Source organism: Rhodoferax sp. LS1P39, from assembly GCF_056521425.1.
On the sequence record NZ_JBWMAV010000005.1, the window covers coordinates 251,154 to 270,630 of the forward strand.

At 65.1% G+C, this 19,477-nt stretch carries 20 protein-coding genes and 1 riboswitch; of the genes, 8 read left to right on the forward strand and 12 right to left on the reverse strand.

Features of this window, described 5'->3' with window-relative positions; all coding sequences use genetic code 11:
- Positions 1-53: 53 nt before the first annotated feature.
- From AC097O_RS11250 to upp, 3 genes are read left to right on the forward strand one after another with little or no spacing between them, the layout of a single operon-like run.
- Positions 54-1,328, forward strand: a complete 1,275-nt coding sequence (locus AC097O_RS11250) for a GTP cyclohydrolase II (protein ID WP_479592855.1) — start codon at positions 54-56, stop codon at positions 1,326-1,328.
- A 2-nt stretch (positions 1,329-1,330) separates the two neighbouring features.
- The gene (locus AC097O_RS11255) at positions 1,331-2,602 is read left to right on the forward strand and encodes a URC4/urg3 family protein (protein ID WP_479592856.1); all 1,272 of its coding nucleotides are present in this window, start codon (positions 1,331-1,333) and stop codon (positions 2,600-2,602) included.
- A gap of 19 nt (positions 2,603-2,621) precedes the next feature.
- Positions 2,622-3,251 carry a uracil phosphoribosyltransferase gene (gene upp / locus AC097O_RS11260; RefSeq protein ID WP_295958421.1) on the forward strand — a complete coding sequence of 210 codons (630 nt, stop codon included), beginning with the start codon at positions 2,622-2,624 and terminating at the stop codon, positions 3,249-3,251.
- Positions 3,252-3,261: 10 nt separating this feature from the next.
- Here the strand turns inward: upp and AC097O_RS11265 are convergent, their stop codons facing one another.
- From AC097O_RS11265 to AC097O_RS11290, 6 genes are all read right to left on the reverse strand, one after another.
- A complete protein-coding gene (locus tag AC097O_RS11265; protein WP_315184959.1) occupies positions 3,262-3,468 on the reverse strand; it encodes a hypothetical protein in 207 nt (68 codons plus the stop codon).
- 47 nt (positions 3,469-3,515) lie between these two features.
- Positions 3,516-3,680 (reverse strand): hypothetical protein, encoded by a 165-nt coding sequence (locus AC097O_RS11270; protein ID WP_479592857.1) that lies wholly within the window; start codon positions 3,678-3,680, stop codon positions 3,516-3,518.
- Between the two features lie 250 nt (positions 3,681-3,930).
- Positions 3,931-4,575 (reverse strand): ABC transporter ATP-binding protein, encoded by a 645-nt coding sequence (locus AC097O_RS11275; RefSeq protein ID WP_479592858.1) that lies wholly within the window; start codon positions 4,573-4,575, stop codon positions 3,931-3,933.
- Positions 4,568-6,136 (reverse strand): ABC transporter permease, encoded by a 1,569-nt coding sequence (locus AC097O_RS11280; protein ID WP_479592859.1) that lies wholly within the window; start codon positions 6,134-6,136, stop codon positions 4,568-4,570. Before AC097O_RS11280 ends, AC097O_RS11275 begins: the two co-directional genes overlap by 8 nt.
- On the reverse strand, positions 6,137-7,156 hold the full coding sequence (locus tag AC097O_RS11285; RefSeq protein ID WP_479592860.1) for a thiamine ABC transporter substrate-binding protein: 1,020 nt from the start codon (positions 7,154-7,156) through the stop codon (positions 6,137-6,139).
- Between the two features lie 44 nt (positions 7,157-7,200).
- A riboswitch (TPP riboswitch) is annotated at positions 7,201-7,299 on the reverse strand.
- 143 nt (positions 7,300-7,442) lie between these two features.
- A complete protein-coding gene (locus tag AC097O_RS11290; RefSeq protein ID WP_479592861.1) occupies positions 7,443-8,096 on the reverse strand; it encodes a VTT domain-containing protein in 654 nt (217 codons plus the stop codon).
- A 91-nt stretch (positions 8,097-8,187) separates the two neighbouring features.
- On the opposite strand from AC097O_RS11290, the gene AC097O_RS11295 reads away from it, so the two are divergent.
- From AC097O_RS11295 to AC097O_RS11305, 3 genes are all read left to right on the forward strand, one after another.
- Positions 8,188-8,631: a hypothetical protein gene (locus tag AC097O_RS11295; protein WP_479592862.1), complete on the forward strand. Its 444-nt coding sequence runs from the start codon at positions 8,188-8,190 to the stop codon at positions 8,629-8,631.
- A 5-nt stretch (positions 8,632-8,636) separates the two neighbouring features.
- A complete protein-coding gene (locus AC097O_RS11300; protein ID WP_479592863.1) occupies positions 8,637-9,440 on the forward strand; it encodes a cysteine hydrolase family protein in 804 nt (267 codons plus the stop codon).
- A gap of 109 nt (positions 9,441-9,549) precedes the next feature.
- Positions 9,550-10,446 carry a ZIP family metal transporter gene (locus tag AC097O_RS11305; RefSeq protein ID WP_479592864.1) on the forward strand — a complete coding sequence of 299 codons (897 nt, stop codon included), beginning with the start codon at positions 9,550-9,552 and terminating at the stop codon, positions 10,444-10,446.
- A 169-nt stretch (positions 10,447-10,615) separates the two neighbouring features.
- Here the strand turns inward: AC097O_RS11305 and msrA are convergent, their stop codons facing one another.
- The gene (gene msrA, locus AC097O_RS11310) at positions 10,616-11,122 is read right to left on the reverse strand and encodes a peptide-methionine (S)-S-oxide reductase MsrA (protein ID WP_479592865.1); all 507 of its coding nucleotides are present in this window, start codon (positions 11,120-11,122) and stop codon (positions 10,616-10,618) included.
- 66 nt (positions 11,123-11,188) lie between these two features.
- Positions 11,189-12,283, reverse strand: a complete 1,095-nt coding sequence (locus AC097O_RS11315) for a lactonase family protein (protein ID WP_479592866.1) — start codon at positions 12,281-12,283, stop codon at positions 11,189-11,191.
- A gap of 161 nt (positions 12,284-12,444) precedes the next feature.
- Between AC097O_RS11315 and AC097O_RS11320 the strand changes: the two genes are divergently transcribed.
- A complete protein-coding gene (locus AC097O_RS11320; RefSeq protein WP_479592867.1) occupies positions 12,445-13,407 on the forward strand; it encodes an AEC family transporter in 963 nt (320 codons plus the stop codon).
- 76 nt (positions 13,408-13,483) lie between these two features.
- On the opposite strand, the gene AC097O_RS11325 is transcribed toward AC097O_RS11320, so the two are convergent.
- From AC097O_RS11325 to AC097O_RS11335, 3 genes are all read right to left on the reverse strand, one after another.
- Entirely contained in the window at positions 13,484-15,025 is a 1,542-nt protein-coding gene (locus AC097O_RS11325) for a sensor domain-containing diguanylate cyclase (protein ID WP_479592868.1), read from the reverse strand.
- Between the two features lie 136 nt (positions 15,026-15,161).
- Positions 15,162-15,881: an aldolase gene (locus tag AC097O_RS11330; protein WP_479592869.1), complete on the reverse strand. Its 720-nt coding sequence runs from the start codon at positions 15,879-15,881 to the stop codon at positions 15,162-15,164.
- 56 nt (positions 15,882-15,937) lie between these two features.
- Positions 15,938-17,089, reverse strand: coding sequence for a phytanoyl-CoA dioxygenase family protein (locus AC097O_RS11335; protein WP_479592870.1), 1,152 nt, complete (start codon positions 17,087-17,089; stop codon positions 15,938-15,940).
- Positions 17,090-17,184: 95 nt separating this feature from the next.
- Here AC097O_RS11335 and AC097O_RS11340 point away from each other — a divergent pair, with 95 nt between their 5' ends.
- Positions 17,185-18,207 carry a LacI family DNA-binding transcriptional regulator gene (locus AC097O_RS11340; protein ID WP_479592871.1) on the forward strand — a complete coding sequence of 341 codons (1,023 nt, stop codon included), beginning with the start codon at positions 17,185-17,187 and terminating at the stop codon, positions 18,205-18,207.
- On the opposite strand, the gene AC097O_RS11345 is transcribed toward AC097O_RS11340, so the two are convergent.
- On the reverse strand, positions 18,204-19,412 hold the full coding sequence (locus AC097O_RS11345) for a GAF domain-containing sensor histidine kinase (protein WP_479592872.1): 1,209 nt from the start codon (positions 19,410-19,412) through the stop codon (positions 18,204-18,206). The genes AC097O_RS11340 and AC097O_RS11345 overlap by 4 nt on opposite strands.
- Positions 19,413-19,477: the final 65 nt, after the last annotated feature.

The following is a 19,477-nucleotide window of genomic DNA, read 5'->3' on the forward strand; positions in this document are numbered from 1 at the left end:
ATAGCGTGCACCCAAATTGTTACGCCAACCGACCCGACATGTGAGGACTCCTTATGCCCGCTGATACCGCCACCGGCTCCATGGCTCCCGCGCAAACCAGCCACATCCGCCTCACCTCGCACGCCAGCGGCTATGGCGCGCTGCCCATCCGCTGGGCAGCCGCCACCGCCGCCGAACGCGGCCCGGTGGTGGGCACGACTACCAAGCGCAGCCACCGCAACGTCATCGGCACCCACAGCGGCAGTTACAGCATTTACCGCGCGCTTGCAGTTGCTTCGGGTGGCCTGTCGCCGCAGCACAAGGCCGACCTGACCAACACCATGCCCACCGACATCATCGGCCCCTACCCGCAGTGGAGCGAGCCGGGCCGCATCGTCGCCATGGACCCCTGGGGCGCAACAATTGCCGAGGTATTTGCCGGGGAGTTGGCGGCGGGCTATGACATCCGCCCCACCATCGCCGTCACCCAGGCCCATGTGATCCTGCCCGAGGTGATCGAGGCGCTGCAGTCGGGCCGCCTGAAGGCCGACGGCAAGTTCCTCACCGCCGGTGGTGCGGCCATGGTCACCAAGGTCGCCGTGGAGCCGGTGTGGTTTTTGCCCGAAGTGGCCAAGCGCTTTGGCTGCACCGAAGCCGAGCTGCGCCGCGTGTTGTTTGAGGAAACCGGCGGCATGTACCCCGAACTGGTGACACGCAGCGACCTGGAAGTGTTTTTGCCCCCCATCGGTGGACTCACGGCCTACATCTTTGGCAACCCGCGCGACTTGGCGAACCCCGAGGTGGAGCTCACCGCCCGCGTGCACGACGAGTGCAACGGCTCGGACGTGTTCGGCTCCGACATCTGCACCTGCCGCCCCTACCTGACGCACGCCATTGAGGAATGTATCCAGGGTGCGCAGCGTGGCGGCGTGGGTCTGGTCAGCTACTTCCGCAAGGAAGGCCGTGCCTTGGGCGAAGTCACCAAGTTCCTGGTCTACAACGCCCGCAAGCGCCAGGTCGGTGGCGACACCGCCGACCAGTATTTCAACCGCACCGAATGCGTGGCGGGCGTGCAGGATATGCGCTTCCAGGAGCTCATGCCCGACGTGCTGAACTGGCTGGGCATCCGCAAAATCCACCGCCTGGTGTCGATGAGCAACATGAAATACGACGCCATCACCCGCGCCGGTATCGAGGTGGTGCGGCGGGTGAATATTCCCGAGCACATGATCCCCGCCGATGCCCAGGTGGAAATGGACGCGAAAATGGCTGCAGGCTACTTCACCCCCGGTGCGGTGCCGGATGCCGAAGAACTCAAAAAGGCCAAGGGCCGTGGATTGACTGAATGACTATGGATTTGATAGCTACCCGCGCTGATGCAATAAGCGCCAGCACGCTTTTACGCTCTACAAAAACCGTGCGTGCACGCGCCCAGGGCTTGCTGGCCCGTGCCCGCGCGGGCGAGTCCCAATACTTCACCGTGGTGGATGCCGCGCTGGCCCCCACCGCGCAGCTGGTAGCCGAGGTCACCCGCAAAAACTACCCCAGCCTGCAGATCCCGTACCACAGCCGCTGGCGGCATTTTGAGGCGGGCGGCGTCAAGCGTGTGGACCAGATGACCGAAGAACTGGGCAAGGTCTCGGTGGCCAAACGCGCCCGGGCGCAGATCGACCTGGCCATCGTCAGCGTGCTGCTGGACGCAGGCGCAGGCCCCGACTGGAGCTACACCGACCCGCGCACGGGGCAGAAGCTCAGCCGCTCCGAAGGCCTGGGCGTGGCCAGCTTCAACGCCTTCACCAAAGGCCTGTTTTCCAGCAAGCCCACCCAACCCTGCCAGGCCGACGCGCTGGGTTTGCAATCTCTCACCTCGCGCCAGTTGGGCGATGCCTTCCAGGTCGGCGTGGAAAACCCGCTGGTCGGTCTGGAAGGCCGCGCTGCGCTGTTGCGCCGCCTGGGCGAAGTCATTGCAAGCCAGCCCGAAGTGTTTGGCGGTGCGGGCGGCCTGTGCCGTCCGGGCCGTTTGTTTGACCATCTGGTGCCCGCCGATACCGACGAGCCCACCGTGGCGGCGCACGACATTCTTGTGGCACTTTTAAGCACGCTCTCGCCCATCTGGCCTGCACAGAATGCTATTAAAACTGACGATGGAGGTGAAATTGCACTGGGCGACTGCTGGCAGCACAGCGCCGTACCCGGCGAAGGTGCCAGCGCAGGCTGGATGCCCTTCCACAAGCTGTCGCAATGGCTGACCTATTCGCTGTTGGAGCCGCTGGAATGGGCCGATGTGACCGTCACCGGGCTGGATGCGCTAACGGGCCTGCCCGAGTACCGCAACGGCGGCCTGCTACTGGACGGCGGCGTGCTGGTGTTGAAAGACCCGGCCCTGGCCACCCAGGCACAAACGGCGGGCGATGAATGCATCGTCGAATGGCGCGCCTTGACGGTGGCCCTGCTGGACGAACTGGCCCCGCTGGTGCGCGCCGAGCTAGGCCTCACCGCCGCGCAAATGCCCTTGGCCTGCGTGCTGGAGGGCGGCACCTGGGCGGCAGGCCGCGTGCTGGCCCAGCGCTTGCGGGGAGGAACGCCTCCCTTGAACATCGCCAGCGATGGCACCGTTTTTTAACCCATTGAAGAAGCACACCATGAGCAACGTCCACCTGATCAACCACCCGCTGGTGCAACACAAGCTGACGCTGATGCGCCGCAAGGATGCCAGCACCAACACCTTCCGCCGCCTGCTCAACGAGCTGAGCTCGCTGATGGCCTACGAGGTCACGCGCGACATGGCGATGCAGGATGTAGAGATCGAAACCCCCCTGGAAACCATGACCGCCAAGGTGATCGACGGCAAGAAGCTGGTGTTTGTGTCCATCCTGCGCGCGGGCAACGGCATTCTGGAGGGCATGCTCAGCGTGGTGCCGGGCGCGCGCGTGGGCCATGTGGGCCTGTACCGCGACCCCAAGACGCTGACGGCCGTGGAGTATTACTTCAAGATGCCCAAGGACATGGAAGAGCGCGATGTGGTGATCGTCGACCCGATGCTGGCCACCGGCAACTCGGCCATTGCGGCGGTGGAGCGGCTCAAGGAGCTGAACCCCAAGTCGATCAAGTTTGTCTGCCTGCTGACCTGCCCCGAAGGCGTGGCCGCGTTGCAGGCTGCGCATCCGGATGTGGCGATTTATACCGCCGCCATCGACCGCCAGCTCAACAGCCACGGCTACATCGTGCCCGGTCTGGGCGATGCGGGTGACCGTATCTTCGGCACCCAGTAAGCGCGGGAATTTAGACGATGACGGTCAGGTCGGTCGAGTTCACCAGGCTGGAACCGGCACGGGGCCATTCGACCAGCACGCCCTTGTCGGTCTGCGCCAGCACGTAGCCGTCGGTGCGCTCGATGCTGCCACGGCGCACCAGGTTCACGCGCTCGCCGGGGGCGAACTGGATCTGGGCAACGGCGAACAGGGACTTGATGAAATACAAAGCTTGCATGGTGAAACTCCAAAAAGGGCTCAGGCGTTGGCCTGAAAATTAAAAAATTATTGAGATTGCAGCCACTGGCGTTCACGGGACTCGAGGTCGGCGAACGACTGGGCTTTGCCCAGGTAGCTGTCTACATTGCGCTGGTCTTGCTGGTCCAGATGGCGGCCCAGTGCGTGGGCGGCATTGCGCGCGGAGAACCAAAATAAATAAAGAATGTGCATGGCCAAAATATCCGGGGGTAAAACGGTGCCTGTGTTTTCAGGGTTAACCCTAGTATCGCACAAGGCCGGTGCGCGCGTGCACGGAAAAATGCACATTAGCTATTCTTGTTTGGTATAAGGCGCAGTTTTGCCTCAATTTGGTGCACGTCTTCGGTGCCTTGCCAACCCCACCTGGCCTTGGCAGATTTATAAGAAATAAGCCTCCAGCGCTTATTCCATCGGCGTGAGAAGCTACTTATTTAGTAGCAAATCACCACAACTGCGCCAGCCGCCCATCCACCAAGCGCAGGCCGCGCGTGGCCATGGCCTGGGCTTCGGCTTCGTCGTGGGTAACCAACACCGTGGCCATACCGGCATCGAAGATGCGCTGGCGAAATTCCGCTTGCAGGTCGCGGCGCAGGGCGGCATCCAGGGCGGAAAACGGCTCGTCCAGCAGCAGCGCGCGCGGCGCGGTGATGAGGGCCCGCGCCAGGGCCACCCGCTGCTGCTCGCCACCCGACAGCGTCCAGACCCGGTGCCGGGCGTGGTTGGCCAGGCCAAAGCGCTCCAGCAAGGCCTCGGCACGTTGCCGGGCCTGGGCCTTGGGCACCCGCTGCTCGACCAAGCCAAAGGCCACGTTGTCGCGCACGTCCAGGTGTGGAAACAGTGCAAAGTCCTGGAACATCAGCGCAAAGCCGCGCCGTTCGGGCGGCAGGCGGCTGATGTCTTCGTTGTCAAACCACACGCTGCCCGCCTCGGCGGCTTCCAGCCCTGCGGCGATTTTCAGCAAGGTGCTTTTGCCGCTGCCCGAGGGGCCCAGCAAGGCGACGATTTCGCCCTCGGCGACTTGCAGGCTGAGCTGGTCGGCCAGCAAGCGCGGGCCGTAGTGTTTGGTGATTTGGCGCAGTTCAAGCATGGGGAGATTCTGTCCGGCGTGGACCTTCGATCAACGCAAACGCTGCCAGGGCCAGGGCCATCAGCACGCAGGCCAGCACCAGCGCCGCGTCGCCATTGGCGGCCCCCGGGCGGCCCAGGCGCTGGTAGATCAGCGTGGTCAGCGTGGCCCATTCGGGGCGGGATAAAAACAGGGTGACGGCGAATTCGCCCAGGGCGGTGGCAGCCGCAAACGCCATGCCCCGGCGCAGCGCGGGGGCCACCATGGGCAGGGTCACGCGCCAAAACACCCGCCATGGGCTGGCACCCAGGCTGCGGGCGGCCTGGGGCAGGTGCTCGGGCACGCTGTCCAGCGCGGAGGCCAGCGACTTGGCGATAAACGGATAGGCCAGCACGGCGTAGGCGCACAGCAACAGCGGCAGGCTGGCGGTCCATTGCGGGTACAGCAGCAGCAGGCCAAAGGCCACGGTGATGGGCGACACCACGAAGGGCAGGAACGCGGCGGCACGCATCGCTACCGAGCTGTGCGCGGCCAGCGCGTGCAGCACGCCCAGCACGGTGGCCAGCAGCAGCGCGGTGGCGGAGAAGCGCAGGGTGTTCCACAGCGCGGCCAGCGTCTCTTCGTCGGCCACCAACGCCCAGGTGTCCCAGCCCGCGTGGGCAGCGCGCCAGACAATCGCCACCAGCGGTGCGGCGCAGAAAAAGGCCAGCACACCGAGTGCCGCCGCCACCCCCAGCCAGTGCGCCAGGCGGCTGGGGCGCTGGCGGGCGATGGGCTGCACGCGGGTGGGCGTGGCCAGGCGCTTTTCAATCAATGCATACGCCCAAGCCACCGCGCCGGTCAGCAGCAACATCCACAGCGCCAGCAGGCAAGCAGGGGCCAGTTGCAGCTCGTGGGCGACCAGGGTGTAGATCTCGACCTCCACCGTAGCGTAGCGCTGGCCGCCCAGCACCAGGGCCAGGCCAAACCCGGCAAAGCAGTACAAAAACACCAGGCACAGGCTCGATGCCAGCCAGGGCAGAATGGCGGGCCACTCGACCCGCCAGAACGCCCGCCACGGCGTGGCACCCAGGGTGCGTGCAGCGGCGACGCGCGGCGCGCTCACGTGCTCCAGCGCATCCACCCCGGCGCGCACCACCACGCACAGGTTGAAAAACAGATTGCCATACAGCAGCAGCCAGGGCGTATCTTGCAGGTTCACATCCAGCCAGCCACTAAGCAGCCCGCGCGGCCCCCACAGCGCCAACACGCCCAGCGCGGCGACCAGGGTGGGCACCACAAACGGCAGCATCAACAGGCGCAAAACCAGGCTGCGGCCCGCAAACTCCCAGCGCGCCAGCACCCAGGCCACGGGCAGGCCTAGCAGCAGCGCGGCGATACACGTCGCCCCTGCCTGCAGCACCGACCACAGCACGCGCCAGCGCAGGTACGGATCGGTCCACAGCGCCCACGGGGAACTACGGGTTTGCGTGGCCAGATCGCCCCACCAGCCCTCGCCCGCCAGCCGCAGCACCGGGGCCACCAGCAGCACGGCCAGGGCCAGAAGCGGCAGCAGCGCCAGCAGCCAGCGGCGAGACGGCATTTACTTCAGAACCACCTGCGTCCAGCGCGCCACCCAGCCCGTACCCTTGTCGGCAATGGTCTCGGCGGGCAGGCTGTCAAAGGCGGTGGGCTCCACGGCGTGCTTCATCACTTCGGCCAGGGGCGTGTGGGCTTCAATGGGGTACATCCACATGCTGGTCTGCAAAGCCTCTTGCACCACGCCGGAACGCATGAAGCGGATGAACTTAGTCGCCGCCTCGCGCTGGCCGCCGCCCGCCACCAGGGCCACGCCCTCCACCTGGCGGAACACGCCGCCCTTGAAGAACAGGTTGCCGGTGGGCGATTCGGTGATTTTTTCTTTGCTGTAGAACACCTCGGCTGCCGGGCTGCTGGCGTAGCTCACCACCAGCGGGCGGGTGCCGCCGTTGCGGCTGAACTCGGTGTAATAGGCCTCGGTCCAGCCCTTGACGGCTTTCACGCCGTTGCCGCGCATGCGGGCCCACCAGTCAAAGGCCTTTTCTTCGCCCATGCCGGCAATGGTGGCCAGCAAAAACGCGTAGCCGGGGCTGGAGGTGGCGGGGTTGGGCACCACTAAGAGGTTGCGGTAGGTGGGCTGGGCCAGGTCTTCCAGAGTTTTGGGCAGCGGCAGGCCGCTCTTGGCGAATGCCGCCTTGTCGAAGTTGAGGTTGACGAAGCCGTAGTCCACCGGCACCACGTTGGCACCCACCTGGGCGATGGCCGAGCCCTGGGTGTAAGCCACCGGCTCCAGCACCTTGTTGGCCTGGGCCTTGGCGACGGACGCGTTGTCCAGGCCAAACACCACGTCGGCAATGGGCTGGGCGCGGGTGAGGATGAGCTTGTTGAGCATCTCGCCCGCGTCACCGGCCTTGATGAGGCTGAGCTTGATGCCGGATTCGGCCTCGAACCGGGCCAGCAGCGGCTTGGGCAGCGAGAACGAACTGTGCACCAACACGCGCAGCGGGGTGTCCTGGGCTAAGGCCGGAAGCGAAACGGATACAGCCAGTGCGGCGGCGAGTGAAAAAGTGCGGCGGTGCAGCATGGTTGTCTTTCAATGCGCCAGCGGCGGACGCATGAAAAGGCCCCAGATCTGACCCATCACGCTCCCTCCGCTGGCATGACCCAGATCAGGTGTGGGGTATTTCTCAGTCCGCTAACCTATCGCGGACACCCCCGGTGAAGCGTCGGATTGTAGTGGTTGTCCACTGGCTCCAAGTTCTCCCTGTCAACACTGGATAAGCTTGTGGATAACCCTGCCAAGCACTTGTATAGGGCGGTTAAGTGCTTGATTTATAACGACAAAGCTTGCAGCGCTTAAAAATTAAGCACTACGCACCCGAGACCTTGCCAGACATGCGGCCCTTGACGGCGCCTAGCACAATCACCAGGCCGGGGATCAAGATCATGGCCCAGATGATCTTGTCCAGGTGCTGCTTGACCCACGGCAGGTTGCCAAAGAAGTAACCGATGGTAATGATGCCTGCCACCCACAGCACACCGCCCAGCACGTCGTAAAACGTGAACTTGGCGCGGCCCATCATGGCCACCCCGGCCACAAAGGGCGCAAAGGTGCGCAAAAACGGCATGAAGCGGGCGGCGACCAGGGTGATACCGCCGTAGCGCTCGTAGAACGCATGCGCCTGGTTGAAGGCCTGCTTGTTGAAGAGCTTGGAGTTCTCCCACTGGAACACCTTGGGGCCCAAGTAGCGGCCAATCGCGTAGTTGCACTGGTTGCCCAGGATGGCCGCCGCCAGCAGCAGGCCCACGGCCAGCGGGTAGGACATCAGCCCCACGCCGCACATGGCGCCCACCACAAACAGCAGCGAGTCACCCGGCAGAAACGGCATGACCACCACGCCGGTCTCCACAAAGATGATCAGAAACAGCAGCGCATAGACCCAGGGCCCATAGCTGGTCACAAAGGCCTCCAGGTATTTGTCTACGTGGAGGATGAAGTCGAGAAGTTGCATGAGAATGTCCATGGAGCGCGATTATCGTGGGTGGCTGCTGTCATCATGTGACATTGCATCCACAGGACTGGTTCCTGTGTGCCCCATCTAACCGAGTTGAAACATGAGCCTCCTCTGCCCCGTCTGTAAAACCGCAAACGCCCGGGACGCGACCGTGTGCGCCCAGTGTGCGGCCGCCCTGCCCGTGCCACCGCGCATGTCCCTGCTGGAGCAAGCCATGGCCAAGCCCACAGCCCCTCCGGCACCTCCGGCGCCACCACCTCCGGTCCCTGCCCCGCCCGTGCCGCCTGCACCCACACCCACACCCACACCCGTACCTGCGCCCGCGCCCAGGCAGGCCCCCATCCATTCCGGTTTCACCATGCCGCCCCTGCCCCCGCAGCCCCGGCGGCGGCGGCGCAGCCGTGCACCCTGGATACTGGCCATCGTGCTGATGGCGGCGCTGATGGTGGCACTGGGTTATGAGGTTTTGCAAGCCAACGGCGTGTCTCTGCCTTCGCTGCGCTCGCTGCTCCCTTCTAGCACCTCCAGTACCACCAGCCCTTGATCGCCATGACGCACCACACCCACCTGCTCATCATCGACCCGCAAAACGACTTTTGCGATCTGCCGGGCGCTGCCCTGCCCGTCGCCGGTGCCGATGCCGACATGCAGCGCCTGGCGGCCTTCATCCGTACGCACGGGTCGGCGCTAACCGACATCACCCTGACGCTGGACTCGCACCACCGCATCGACATTGCCCACCCCACCTTCTGGCAGCAGGCCGATGGCAGCGCGGTGGCACCGTTCACCACCATCACCGCCGCCGCCGTGCACGCGGGCCAGTACCTGCCGCGCCAGCCCGGGGCGCTGGGCCGCACCCTGGCCTACCTGGACGCACTGGAAGCCCGGGGCCGCTACCTGCTGATGGTCTGGCCGGTGCACTGTGAAATTGGCACCTGGGGCCACAACGTGCATGCCGAGGTGCGCGCCGCCTACAACGCCTGGGAAGACCAGCAGGGCCGCAACGCCACCAAGCTCACCAAGGGCAGCAACCCCTGGACCGAGCACTACAGCGCGGTGATGGCCGAGGTGCCCGACGCGCACGACGAAGCCACCGGCCTGAACCACGCGCTGATGTCCGCCATGGACCAGGCCGACGTGCTGCTGATTGCAGGCGAAGCCAGCAGCCACTGCGTGCGCGCCACCACCGAGCACATCGTGGAGCACCTTGCCCGCCAAAAGCCCCAGCGCATCGTGCTGCTCACCGACTGCATGAGCCCGGTGGCCGGTTTCCAGGCCCAGCACGACGCGTTCTTAATGGGCATGCAGGCGCAGGGCATCGAATTGGCCACCAGCAAGCAGATTCAGCTATAGATTATTTAAATGCGAACGGTTATCATTTGATGGCCTGAATACGCAAAACTCCATTCAACGCAAAGGGCCCGGTGCTGCCGTCCATGCACCGGCTCCATGGATGTTTTGCATGACCACCTCTTCTGCACCTGCCCTTACACCACGCCTGCTGCGTAGATGGCTCGGCGGCGGCATCGCTTTGCTGGGCGCGGCCGTGCTGGCCAGCGACTTCTGGCACTACTGCCTGGCGCACCCGGTGGTGCTGAACGCGCTGGTGGGCGGCTCGGTGGCGGCGCTGGCCACGGCCCTGGGCACACTGCCCGTGGTGTTCTCGCACAAGCTCTCTGAACGCACCCAGGACACGCTGTTTGGCTTTGGTGCCGGGGTGATGCTGGCGGCCAGCGCGTTCTCGCTGATCATTCCCGGCCTGGCCGCGGCGCGTGCCGCCGGGGCCAGCGGCTGGGGTGCGGGCGGCATGCTGGGCGCATCTATTCTGCTGGGCGGGGCAGTGCTGCTGGCCATGGAACGCCTGCTGCCGCATGAACACTTCATCAAAGGGGTGGAAGGCAGACCCTCGCCACGCACGTTGCGCCGCACCTGGCTGTTTGTGTTTGCCATCACCCTGCACAACCTGCCCGAGGGCCTAGCAATTGGCGTGGGCTACGCCGCCACCGACCCGCTGCGCGCCACCGCGCTGGCCACCGGCATCGCCATCCAGGACGTGCCCGAAGGTCTGGTGGTCGCCATGGCGCTGCTGACTGCGGGCTATCGGCGAGGCTTTGCTGTGGCGTTGGGCATGGCCTCGGGCCTGGTGGAGCCGCTGGGTGCCGTGCTGGGTGCCGCCGCCATCAGCCAGTCGGCCAGCCTGCTGCCCTGGGGCCTGGGCTTTGCGGCGGGTGCAATGCTGTTTGTGATCAGCCACGAGATCATCCCCGAGTCGCACCGCAAAGGCCACGAAGCCTGGGCCACCGGCGGGCTGATGCTGGGCTTTGTTTTGATGATGCTGCTGGATACCGCACTGGGGTGAATGGCACACCCCCAGGCTACAGCGCAAGCGCTTTTCGCCAACCCCCTTGCAGGGGGCAACTGCAGCAGTCTGGCAAAGCCAGTCCTGCGCAGTTCACGAACAGGCTTTGCTGCGCTCGCCCAGGGAAGGCGGGGACACCGGTGTTAACAACACTCTAGGGGGCGACTGGTCAGGCTGTGGCTCGCTTGCCCAACACCCAGCCCGGGCGGGCAAAGTGGCAGGTGTAGCCGTTGGGCCGGTGCACCAGATAGTCCTGGTGCTCGGGCTCGGCATCCCAGAAGGTGGGCGCGGGCAACACCTCGGTCACCACCTTGCCGGGCCACAGGCCGGAGGCGTTCACGTCCTGGATGGTGTCCAGGGCCACGGCTTTTTGCGCTTCGCTGGTATAAAAAATGGCCGAGCGGTAGCTGGTGCCCACGTCGTTGCCCTGGCGGTTCACCGTGCTCGGGTCGTGGATCTGGAAGAAGAACTCCAGAATCGCGCGGTAGCTGGTAGCGGTGTTGTCAAAGCCGATCGCCACGCCCTCGGCATGGCCGGGGTGGTTGCGGTAATTCGGGTGGTCGTTGGTGCCGCCCACATAGCCCACGCGGGTGGACACCACGCCGGGCAGCTTGCGGATCAAATCCTGCATGCCCCAAAAGCAGCCTCCGGCCAATACTGCGGTTTCAATTGCCATGGTGTTGTCCTTTCAAGAACCCGCACTTTGCGCCAGAAACGCAGATTGCAAGAATGGCTGCATTTTTCAAGGCAGGTCGATGATTTCCACCCAGTTGGGGTTCTTGCCCATGTCGTAGCGTTGCAGCACCGTCAGCGCACCCGTGTCCGGGTGGATGCGGTAGCTGGTCAGGGCGTGCGACTTTTGCCCCGCGGCCAGCAGATATTGGCCCTGGGGGTCGATGTTGAAGCCGCGTGGCTGGGTTTCGGTGGGGTATTGGGCCACCAGCGCCAAGCCGCCGGTTTCGGCATCCACCCGGTAAGCGCTCAGGGTGTTGGAGGTGCGCTCGGTAGCGTACAAAAACTGGCCGTTGGGTGTGAGGTGGATATCGGCGGTGGCCAGCGCCTCTTTCCAGACGAAGCCTGCGGGCAGCGCCGACACCGTACTCAACCAGTTCAGCGTGCCCTGGGCCGCGTTGTAGCCATAGGCACTGACGGTGCCGTTCAGCTCATTGGTGCCAAACACAAAGCGCTGGTTGGGATGGAACACGAAGTGGCGCGGCCCTGCCCCCTTGACCGTGGCTTGCGCGGGCGGTGTATTGGGCTCGACCCGGCCGGTGGCGGGATCAAATTTGTATTGCAGCATCGCGTCGCTGCCCAGGTTGGAGACCAGCACATGGGTGTTGCCCGCATCGGTCAACACCGCATGGGCATTTTTGCCGGTGGGGATGACGGCGACAGGCGTGGCATCGACCAGGCCGTTGGCAGCAATCGGGTTGACCGAGATTTTGTCGCCTCCATACGACGCGGCCAGCAGAAAGCGGCCCGTCTTGTCGGTCGCGATGTTGGCCATGTTGTCGGCCAGCGGCACGGTGGCCAGCGAAGTCAGCTTGCCGCTGTCGGGCGCAATCGCGAAAGTGGTGACCGAAAACGGTGCCGAGCGCAGCGATGCGTACAAGAACCGCCGGTCCGGGCTGACCGCCAGCGGCATCACCGTGCCCCCGGTCGGCACTTTCTCGACCAGCGTAAGGGCCCCGTTACGGGCATCCAACTCCAGGACATGGATCTCTTTGCTATCGGCGTTGGATACATACACCAGGGTCTTGGCGGCCACGGATGCCGCAGCGCAGCACACCACGGCGGCCAGGGCGGTAGAGGAAATCAAATGTCGCGGAACGTGCATGGGGTCTCCAGTTAGTGATGTGACATCGTACAACCACGGTTGCAAGCTGTAACTATGGATAACCCGCCGTTCCCTGTAGGCACTGGGATAAAAATGGCCGTTTAGGCCGCTAGCGCTTATTGCGTGAGCGTGAGCAGCTATGAAATGTATAGTTGGCCACCGTGCTGCAAATCCTCGCCATCACCTTCCCCTTCTTCGCCCTGGTCCTAGCCGGGTACCTGGCGGCGCGCCGCCGCATGCTGCCGCTGGAGGCGATACCGGGGATGAACGGCTTTGTGCTGTTCTTCGCCCTGCCCTGCATGCTGTACCGGTTTGGCGCCAGCACGCCGCTGGCGCAACTGCTGGACGGCAGCGCGTTTTTCACCTACCTGCTGTGCGGCCTGGCCATCGTAGCGGGCACGGTGGGGTTCAGCCGCAACGCGCGCATAGGCTGGAACGACGCGGCGTTTGGTGCGCTGGTAGCGGCATTCCCCAACACCGGCTTCATGGGCGTGCCGCTGCTGGTGGCGCTGCTGGGCGCGCAGGCGGCAGGCCCGGCGATTGTGGCCATCGTGGTGGACATGGTGGTGACCACCTCGCTGTGCATCGCCTTGTCGCAGCTGGACCATGCAGGCACGCACGGCATGGGCCATGCGGCGCGCCAGGCCCTGCGCGGCGTGCTACGCAACCCCATGCCCTGGGCGATCTTGCTGGGCGGCCTGGCCTCGGCCACCGGGTTCAAGCTGCCCGGCCCGGCGCAGCAAACCGTGGGGCTGCTGGCCGATGCGGCATCGCCGGTGGCGCTGTTCACCATTGGTGCGGTGCTGGCCCGCTCGCACATGCTGGCCAGCCGGGGCCATGCTGCGCCGCTGCTGCGCGACTACCTGCCGGTGGCGGGCATCAAGCTGTTTGTGCACCCGCTGCTGGTATGGGGCGTGGGCACGGCGGCCATACGCTGCGGCGTGCCGCTGGCACCATTTACGCTGCACGTGCTGGTACTGGTGGCCGCCCTGCCCAGCGCCAGCAACGTAACCCTGCTGGCCGAGCGCTTCGGGGCCGACAACGGGCGCATTGCCCGCATCATTCTGGTGACCACGGCGGCGGCGTTTTTGACGTTTTCTGCCGCGGTGCAGTGGCTGCTTTAGCTACCGATATTTTCAAGCATTTCAGGGCTCTACCGCTTATACACAGAGCACAAAAAGCTATCAAAAATATAGCAAATCAGGCCGCCGTCTGGATTTTCGGCTCGCAAGACAGCACGCGGTTGCGCCCAGCCTGTTTAGCGCGGTACAGGGCGGCATCGGCGCAGGCGACCAGTGCGCCGCTGTCAGCACCGTGCTGGGGGTAGACCGCCAGGCCTGCGGAAAACGTCACCTGGAAGCTGGCATCGCCCCACGGGATGGGGGTTTGGCCCAACTCCAACCGCCACGCATCGACCTTCAGCCGCGCCTGGTCCAGCGACATATTGGGCAGCACAACCAGAAACTCCTCGCCGCCGAAGCGGCAAATCGTGTCGCTCTGGCGCGCACCTTGGCGCAACAGGGCCGACAGGGTTTTGAGCACCTGGTCGCCCGCCGGATGGCCATAGGTGTCGTTGATGCGCTTGAAGCCGTCCAGGTCCAGCAGGGCCAGCACCAGCGTATGGCCCTCGCGCTTGGCGCGGGACAGGTCGCGGACCAGCGTCTCATCCAGGTAGCGGCGGTTGAACAGACCGGTCAGCGGGTCGCGGATGGCCTGCTCTTGCAGCAAGGCCTGCAGGCTGGATATCTTGGCCAGTTGCGCCTCCAGCAGGCGCCGGTGCTTCTCGGTTTTGCGCAGCAAGCGCAGCAAGATGACCCCCAGCAGCAACGACACCAGCAAAAAGCTGCCCGCCATCGCCACGCTGCGGTAGACCTCCAGGTGCCAGCCCGCCAAATAATCGCGCTGGGCCATGGTCACAATGACCACCATGGGTGCTTTCTCCAGCCGGTGGAAAGTGGCCATGCGCTCCAAGGTGTCGGCACCGGCTGCGGTGAAGTAGGTGGCGGTGCGCACCCCCGACTGGAACAGTTGCCAAAACTCTTTGGACACGGCACTGTTGCCCAACTGCCCCGCCGGTTTGTCGGCAATCGCGGGCACCCGGGTGATCAGGCCTATATCGGCATCGCGCAAGATTAGCGAGCCGTTGGGGCCCAAATCAAACTGCGCCAGGATCTTTGAAAAATGGCTGATCGCGATCGGGGCCGCCACCACCCCGGCAAAACGCCCATCCGGGTAGTTGTAGCGCCGCGCAAATGAAATGATGTACTGCCGCGACACCCGCCCCACCAGCGGCTTGGAAATGTGCAGCCCGGTTTGCGGGTGCTCGCGTAGCGCCACAAAATAACCCCGGTCGGCCCAACTGTTGCGCTCGGCCGGGTTCACCCCCCGGCCCAGCACCACCAGGCCATCGGCCTGCGCCACGCGGACCGCTTCTACCTGCGGCAGGCGCTGCTCCAGCCGCAGCAAAAAAGCCTGCATAGCGGTCTCGTCCAGGCCCTGGTCGGCCAGTTGCCGCTCCAGTTCGTCGGCCACGGTGTGCAGGGCCAAATCCACCTTGTCGATGTCGCTGGACACTGCCTGGTCCAGCGCGTTGGCGATGTTCTGGGTCTGGGTTTCGGCCCGCTGATCGGCATGCTGGCGGCTCAGGTAGAGCGAATCCCCCGACAGCACCAGCACCAGCAGGTTGGCGCACACCAGCCCTACCACCAGCCCCACACGCAACCGCCGGGACGAGACCCCCAAGATGCTTAGAGGTGCGAGGCCGGGGTTTTCGGAGGGTATCGATATGGCCATATCTTTTCGCAGGTTCTCCCCACGGTCGTGGGGTATCGATTGCTGCGGATCTTAGCCCTATCGGGGGCGGCGGGGTAAACCGATCTCAGAGCGTGCGGCGCAGGGCTTCAAAGAACAGCGTGGACTGCAGCCGCTCGCTGGCCATCTGGCGGGCCACCTCTTCGGCCAGGGCCTCATTGCTGGGCGCCAGCGGCCTGCCGGTGGACTGGGCCAGCACCTGGGCCTGGCAGGCGCGCTCCAGGTAATACAGGTCGTCGTAGGCGTAGTCCATGCGGTCGCCGCAGACCACCAGGCCGTGGTTGCCCAGAAAGCCTATGTCGGCGGCCCCCATGGCGCGGGCAATGCGCTCGCCTTCCCGGTAATCGAGTGCCAGACCGTTGTACTCGGTATCAATAGCGGTGCGGCCATAAAAGCGCATGGCGTTTTGCGACAACGTGGTGTCCAGCGCCCGGTCGGTGGTGAGCGTGAGCGCCGTGGCATAGGGCATGTGGGTGTGCAGCACGCAGGCCTTGGCGCACAGGCGGTGGATGGCGGCGTGGATAAACATGGCGGTGGATTCCACCTCGTGGCGGCCCACCAGCTTGTTGCCTTCGGCATCGATCATCACGATGTCGTCTGCCTGGATTTCGCTCCACAGCAGGCCACGCGGGTTCAGCAAAAAGCGCCCCGAATGGTCCGGCAGCTCCTGGCTGAAATGGTTGCACACGCCTTCGCCCAAGCCGTGGTGTGCGGCCGCGCGCAAGGCCAGGGCCAGGTCGGCGCGCAGGCGGGTGACGGAATCGGAGGCGTAATCTTCTGCGTGCATGGGGTCCTTTCAAATGCAGAAGCAGAACTTACACCAAGCCAGAAGCGCGCCAGGCTTCAGTAGGTAGATTTTTTATTGGCCTGCTGTTGCAAGGCCTGGCTCATTTGTTCCATCGGCCAGTCTTCTTGCAGTGCCCGCAGCATGAGCCCCTGCTGGCTCTCGGGGGCCAGGCCGCCCACGGGCGGGTCGCGGTCGAGGTTGGTGGGGAAGGCATAGCCCTCGGCACAGGCGGCCACGGCGCCGGCCTGCTCGGCGGTAGGCAGACCACGCAGGGCCGGGTACAAAGCCTGGCACATGCGCAGCCGATCCACCGACTCCATGGCGCGGCCAAAAGCGCTGGAGACCTGCAGCAGGTTCGCCAGGCGGTAGATATCGGCCGAACGGTTGTGGCCTGCGGCGTGCATCAGCGCGGGGTTGAAGAACACCGCGTCGCCCTTCTTGAGGGGCAGTTGCACATGCTGCGCATCAAAGTAGGCTTGGAAGTCCGGGTGGCCCGCCACCAGGTAGCCGGGCGGGTATTTTTGCGAGTGCGGCAGGTACAGCGTGGGGCCGCTTTCCACCGGCATGTCCACATGCGCCACCGCGCCCTGCAGCGTGAGCACGGGCGACAGGCGGTGCACATGGGCCGGGTAACGCGCGGCCTGCGCCGGGCCTAAAAAGCCCAGGTGGTAGTCGCGGTGGGCCATTTGCGCCGCGCCGCCGGGGTTGACCGAGTTGATCTGCGAAGTCACCTGGTAGGCCGGGCCCAGCCAGGCCTCGCACACCCAGGCCAGCAAGGGGTTGCCGTAGTAGGCGGCAAATACGGCGGGGGCGGCCACGCAGAGCTTTTCCAGCGCGTTCCACACCCGGTCATTGGCACCGGGCTTGGCGAAGTGGTCGGCCTTGGTACCGGTGAGTCGCTCGGCGGCAATCAGCCGGTGGAACTCGGCCGTGGCCGCGTCCACCACGGCCAGGTCGGCAAACGCGGCCTGCAGCACCAGCACGCCGGGGCCGTCTTGCCACACCCGGCACCACTCGGCCTGCAGCGCGCGCTGCTGGGCCGGGCTGGCGTGGCGGATCTGCGCGCCGTCGTACACCGGCACGCCCTGGGTGATGGCGTGGGCCAGCGGGTAGTCGGCAGCGTCGGTGGCCGTGCGTACCAGGGCTTCAAGGTCGGCGACCTGGCAGGTCTCGGGGTCTAACCAGTGGGGGAAATTGTGTGCGGGCATGGTGCTTGTGCGGGTGAAAAGATGGCCAAAGTGTAGGCAGCCCTGGCGTATATTGAAGGTCTAGAACCCCTCAAAAACACCTCAAAAAATCACCTATGGCCCACCCCCACCTTTTGAAGGACGTTGCCTCCCAGGCGGGCACCAGCATCGCCACCGTCGACCGGGTGCTGCACCAGCGCGGCGGGGTGCGTGCGCACACGGTGCGCCGGGTGGAGCAAGCACTGGCCGAGCTGGAGCGGCAAAAGGGCCAGGTCGGGCTGGTAGGTCGCAAGTTTTTGATCGATCTGGTGATGCACACCCCCGACCGCTTCTCGCGCCTGGTGCGCGGTGCACTGGAGCGGGTGATGCCCACGCTGCACCCGGCCATCTTCCGCGCCCGCTACCAGCTGGCCGAAGACCTGCCGGTGGCACAGCTGGTGGCCATGCTCGACAAGATCGCCAGCCAAGGCAGCCACGGCGTGCTGCTGAAAGCCCCGGACGTGCCCGAGGTGGTGCAGGCCGTGGCGCGGCTGCAGGCCAAAGGCATTCCGGTGCTGACGCTGGTGACGGATTTACCCACCTCGGCCCGGCGCGCCTATGTGGGCATGGACAACCGGGCGGCCGGGCACACGGCGGCGTATCTGGTGGCGCAGTGGCTGGGGTCGGCTCCATCCGGGGTGTTGATCTCTACCAGCAGCAACCGCTTTCGGGGCGAAGAAGAGCGCGAAATCGGCTTTCGCCAGGCCCTACGCGACCGCTACCCGCAATTAACCGTGCACGAGGTCAGCGAAGGCCTGGGCCTGCACGATGCCACCGTGGCCCTGGTGCGCGAGCGGCTGCGGCTCAGCCCGGAGATCGGGGCGGTGTATTCCATCGGCGGGGCCAATGCGGCGATTCTGGAAGCCTTTGAGCAGGTGCGCCGCCCGTGCCGGGTGTTCATTGCCCACGACCTGGATGCCGACAACCTGCCCCTGCTGCGCGCGGGCCGTCTGCACGCCGTGCTGCACCACGACCTGCAGCACGACATGCGCCAGGCCTGCATCCAGGTGATGGCGGCGCACGGCGCGGTGCGCTTGTTCGCCGCGCCCCGGCCCTCGTCGGTGCAGGTGGTGACACCCTGCAACCTGCCCGAGCTTTAGCCCGCCAAACGGGCGGCTTCCAGCGGCAAGATGGCGGTAAACACCGTGCCCGCGTCGGCAGACGAGGTGACACCCAGGCGGCCCTGGTGGGCCTGGACGATCTGCGCGCAGATATGCAAACCCAGGCCCAAGCCTTCGCGCTGTGCCGAGGTACCGCTGCGCCAAAACGGGGCAAAAACCTTGTCCAGGCTGTCGTGCGGTATGGGCTCGCCCTGGTTGCTCACCTGCAGAACCAGGCTGTCTGCCGTGGTGGTGGCCTTGAGTTGCACCGGGATGTGGGGCGCGCCATGGACCAGCGCGTTGCCCAGCAGATTCGCCACCAGTTGCAGCACCCGGAAACGGTCTACGTGCACGGGCCGGGTTATGTCGAACTGGCATTCGATCTCGCGTCCGGGGAAGCTGGCCTGTATTTCGGTGACCACGCTGAACAAAGCCTCGTCCATGCGCTCCACCAGCGCGGGTTTGACATGGTTCACACCGCCCAGGCGGCCCCGCGCAAAGTCCAGTGCGTGGTCGATCAGGGTGGAGACCTGTTTCACCCCGGCGTGGATTTCACCGGCAATGCGGGCCACCGCCGCCGGGTCCTGGGCCTTGGCCAGCAGGCGTTGGCTGTTCAGGGCGATCAGGCTGATGGGGGTGCGCAGGTCGTAGCCCAGGATGGCAATCAGTTGCTCGCGCAGTTCGCTGGCGGCGCGTTCGCCCAGCAGCGCGGCCTGCACCAGGTACTGGCGGCGTGCGTTTTCCAGCTCCACCGCAATCAGCGCCGCGAAATGGTGGAACATGGCCACGATGCGCGGCTCGGACACCGGGGCCGGGCGGGGGTCGATGGCGCACAGGTTGCCGAAGTAGCTGCCGTCGGACAGCACGATGGGCACCGACACATAGCTTTCAATCGCGTAGGTGCGCGGCGTGATGTGGTCACAGTAGCGGGTGTCGGTGCTGGCCTGGTCGATCACCACCGGGGTGCGGGAAAAGCGCACTTCCTTGCACAAGGTGGTGTTCACATCCAGCTGGCCGCCGGGCAGCAGCCCAAAGCTGATCTCGTCGCGGACCGCGCAGGCCGTCCAGGTGCCATCGGTCACCCGGGCCACTGCGGCAAAACCCATGCCGGTGATCTCGCACAGCACCCGCAACAGCGTGGGCACCGATTCGATACGCCCCACCAAGGCCACGTCGTGCCCGATCTCTTCAGCAGAATCGCCCATAGTTCACACCAGCTTTCATTTTTTATAGCAAACAACACAGGCACGCAGGGCGACAGCGTCCATTT

Excerpts from the sequence above, each read along its gene's own strand:
- AC097O_RS11250 (WP_479592855.1), top strand. The coding sequence starts at position 54 with ATGCCCGCTGATACCGCCACCGGCTCCATGGCTCCCGCGCAAACCAGC.
- AC097O_RS11255 (WP_479592856.1), top strand. The coding sequence starts at position 1,331 with ATGGATTTGATAGCTACCCGCGCTGATGCAATAAGCGCCAGCACGCTT.
- upp (WP_295958421.1), top strand. The coding sequence starts at position 2,622 with ATGAGCAACGTCCACCTGATCAACCACCCGCTGGTGCAACACAAGCTG.
- AC097O_RS11265 (WP_315184959.1), bottom strand. The coding sequence starts at position 3,468 with ATGCAAGCTTTGTATTTCATCAAGTCCCTGTTCGCCGTTGCCCAGATC.
- AC097O_RS11270 (WP_479592857.1), bottom strand. The coding sequence starts at position 3,680 with ATGCACATTCTTTATTTATTTTGGTTCTCCGCGCGCAATGCCGCCCAC.
- AC097O_RS11275 (WP_479592858.1), bottom strand. The coding sequence starts at position 4,575 with ATGCTTGAACTGCGCCAAATCACCAAACACTACGGCCCGCGCTTGCTG.
- AC097O_RS11280 (WP_479592859.1), bottom strand. The coding sequence starts at position 6,136 with ATGCCGTCTCGCCGCTGGCTGCTGGCGCTGCTGCCGCTTCTGGCCCTG.
- AC097O_RS11285 (WP_479592860.1), bottom strand. The coding sequence starts at position 7,156 with ATGCTGCACCGCCGCACTTTTTCACTCGCCGCCGCACTGGCTGTATCC.
- AC097O_RS11290 (WP_479592861.1), bottom strand. The coding sequence starts at position 8,096 with ATGGACATTCTCATGCAACTTCTCGACTTCATCCTCCACGTAGACAAA.
- AC097O_RS11295 (WP_479592862.1), top strand. The coding sequence starts at position 8,188 with ATGAGCCTCCTCTGCCCCGTCTGTAAAACCGCAAACGCCCGGGACGCG.
- AC097O_RS11300 (WP_479592863.1), top strand. The coding sequence starts at position 8,637 with ATGACGCACCACACCCACCTGCTCATCATCGACCCGCAAAACGACTTT.
- AC097O_RS11305 (WP_479592864.1), top strand. The coding sequence starts at position 9,550 with ATGACCACCTCTTCTGCACCTGCCCTTACACCACGCCTGCTGCGTAGA.
- msrA (WP_479592865.1), bottom strand. The coding sequence starts at position 11,122 with ATGGCAATTGAAACCGCAGTATTGGCCGGAGGCTGCTTTTGGGGCATG.
- AC097O_RS11315 (WP_479592866.1), bottom strand. The coding sequence starts at position 12,283 with ATGCACGTTCCGCGACATTTGATTTCCTCTACCGCCCTGGCCGCCGTG.
- AC097O_RS11330 (WP_479592869.1), bottom strand. The coding sequence starts at position 15,881 with ATGCACGCAGAAGATTACGCCTCCGATTCCGTCACCCGCCTGCGCGCC.
- AC097O_RS11335 (WP_479592870.1), bottom strand. The coding sequence starts at position 17,089 with ATGCCCGCACACAATTTCCCCCACTGGTTAGACCCCGAGACCTGCCAG.
- AC097O_RS11340 (WP_479592871.1), top strand. The coding sequence starts at position 17,185 with ATGGCCCACCCCCACCTTTTGAAGGACGTTGCCTCCCAGGCGGGCACC.
- AC097O_RS11345 (WP_479592872.1), bottom strand. The coding sequence starts at position 19,412 with ATGGGCGATTCTGCTGAAGAGATCGGGCACGACGTGGCCTTGGTGGGG.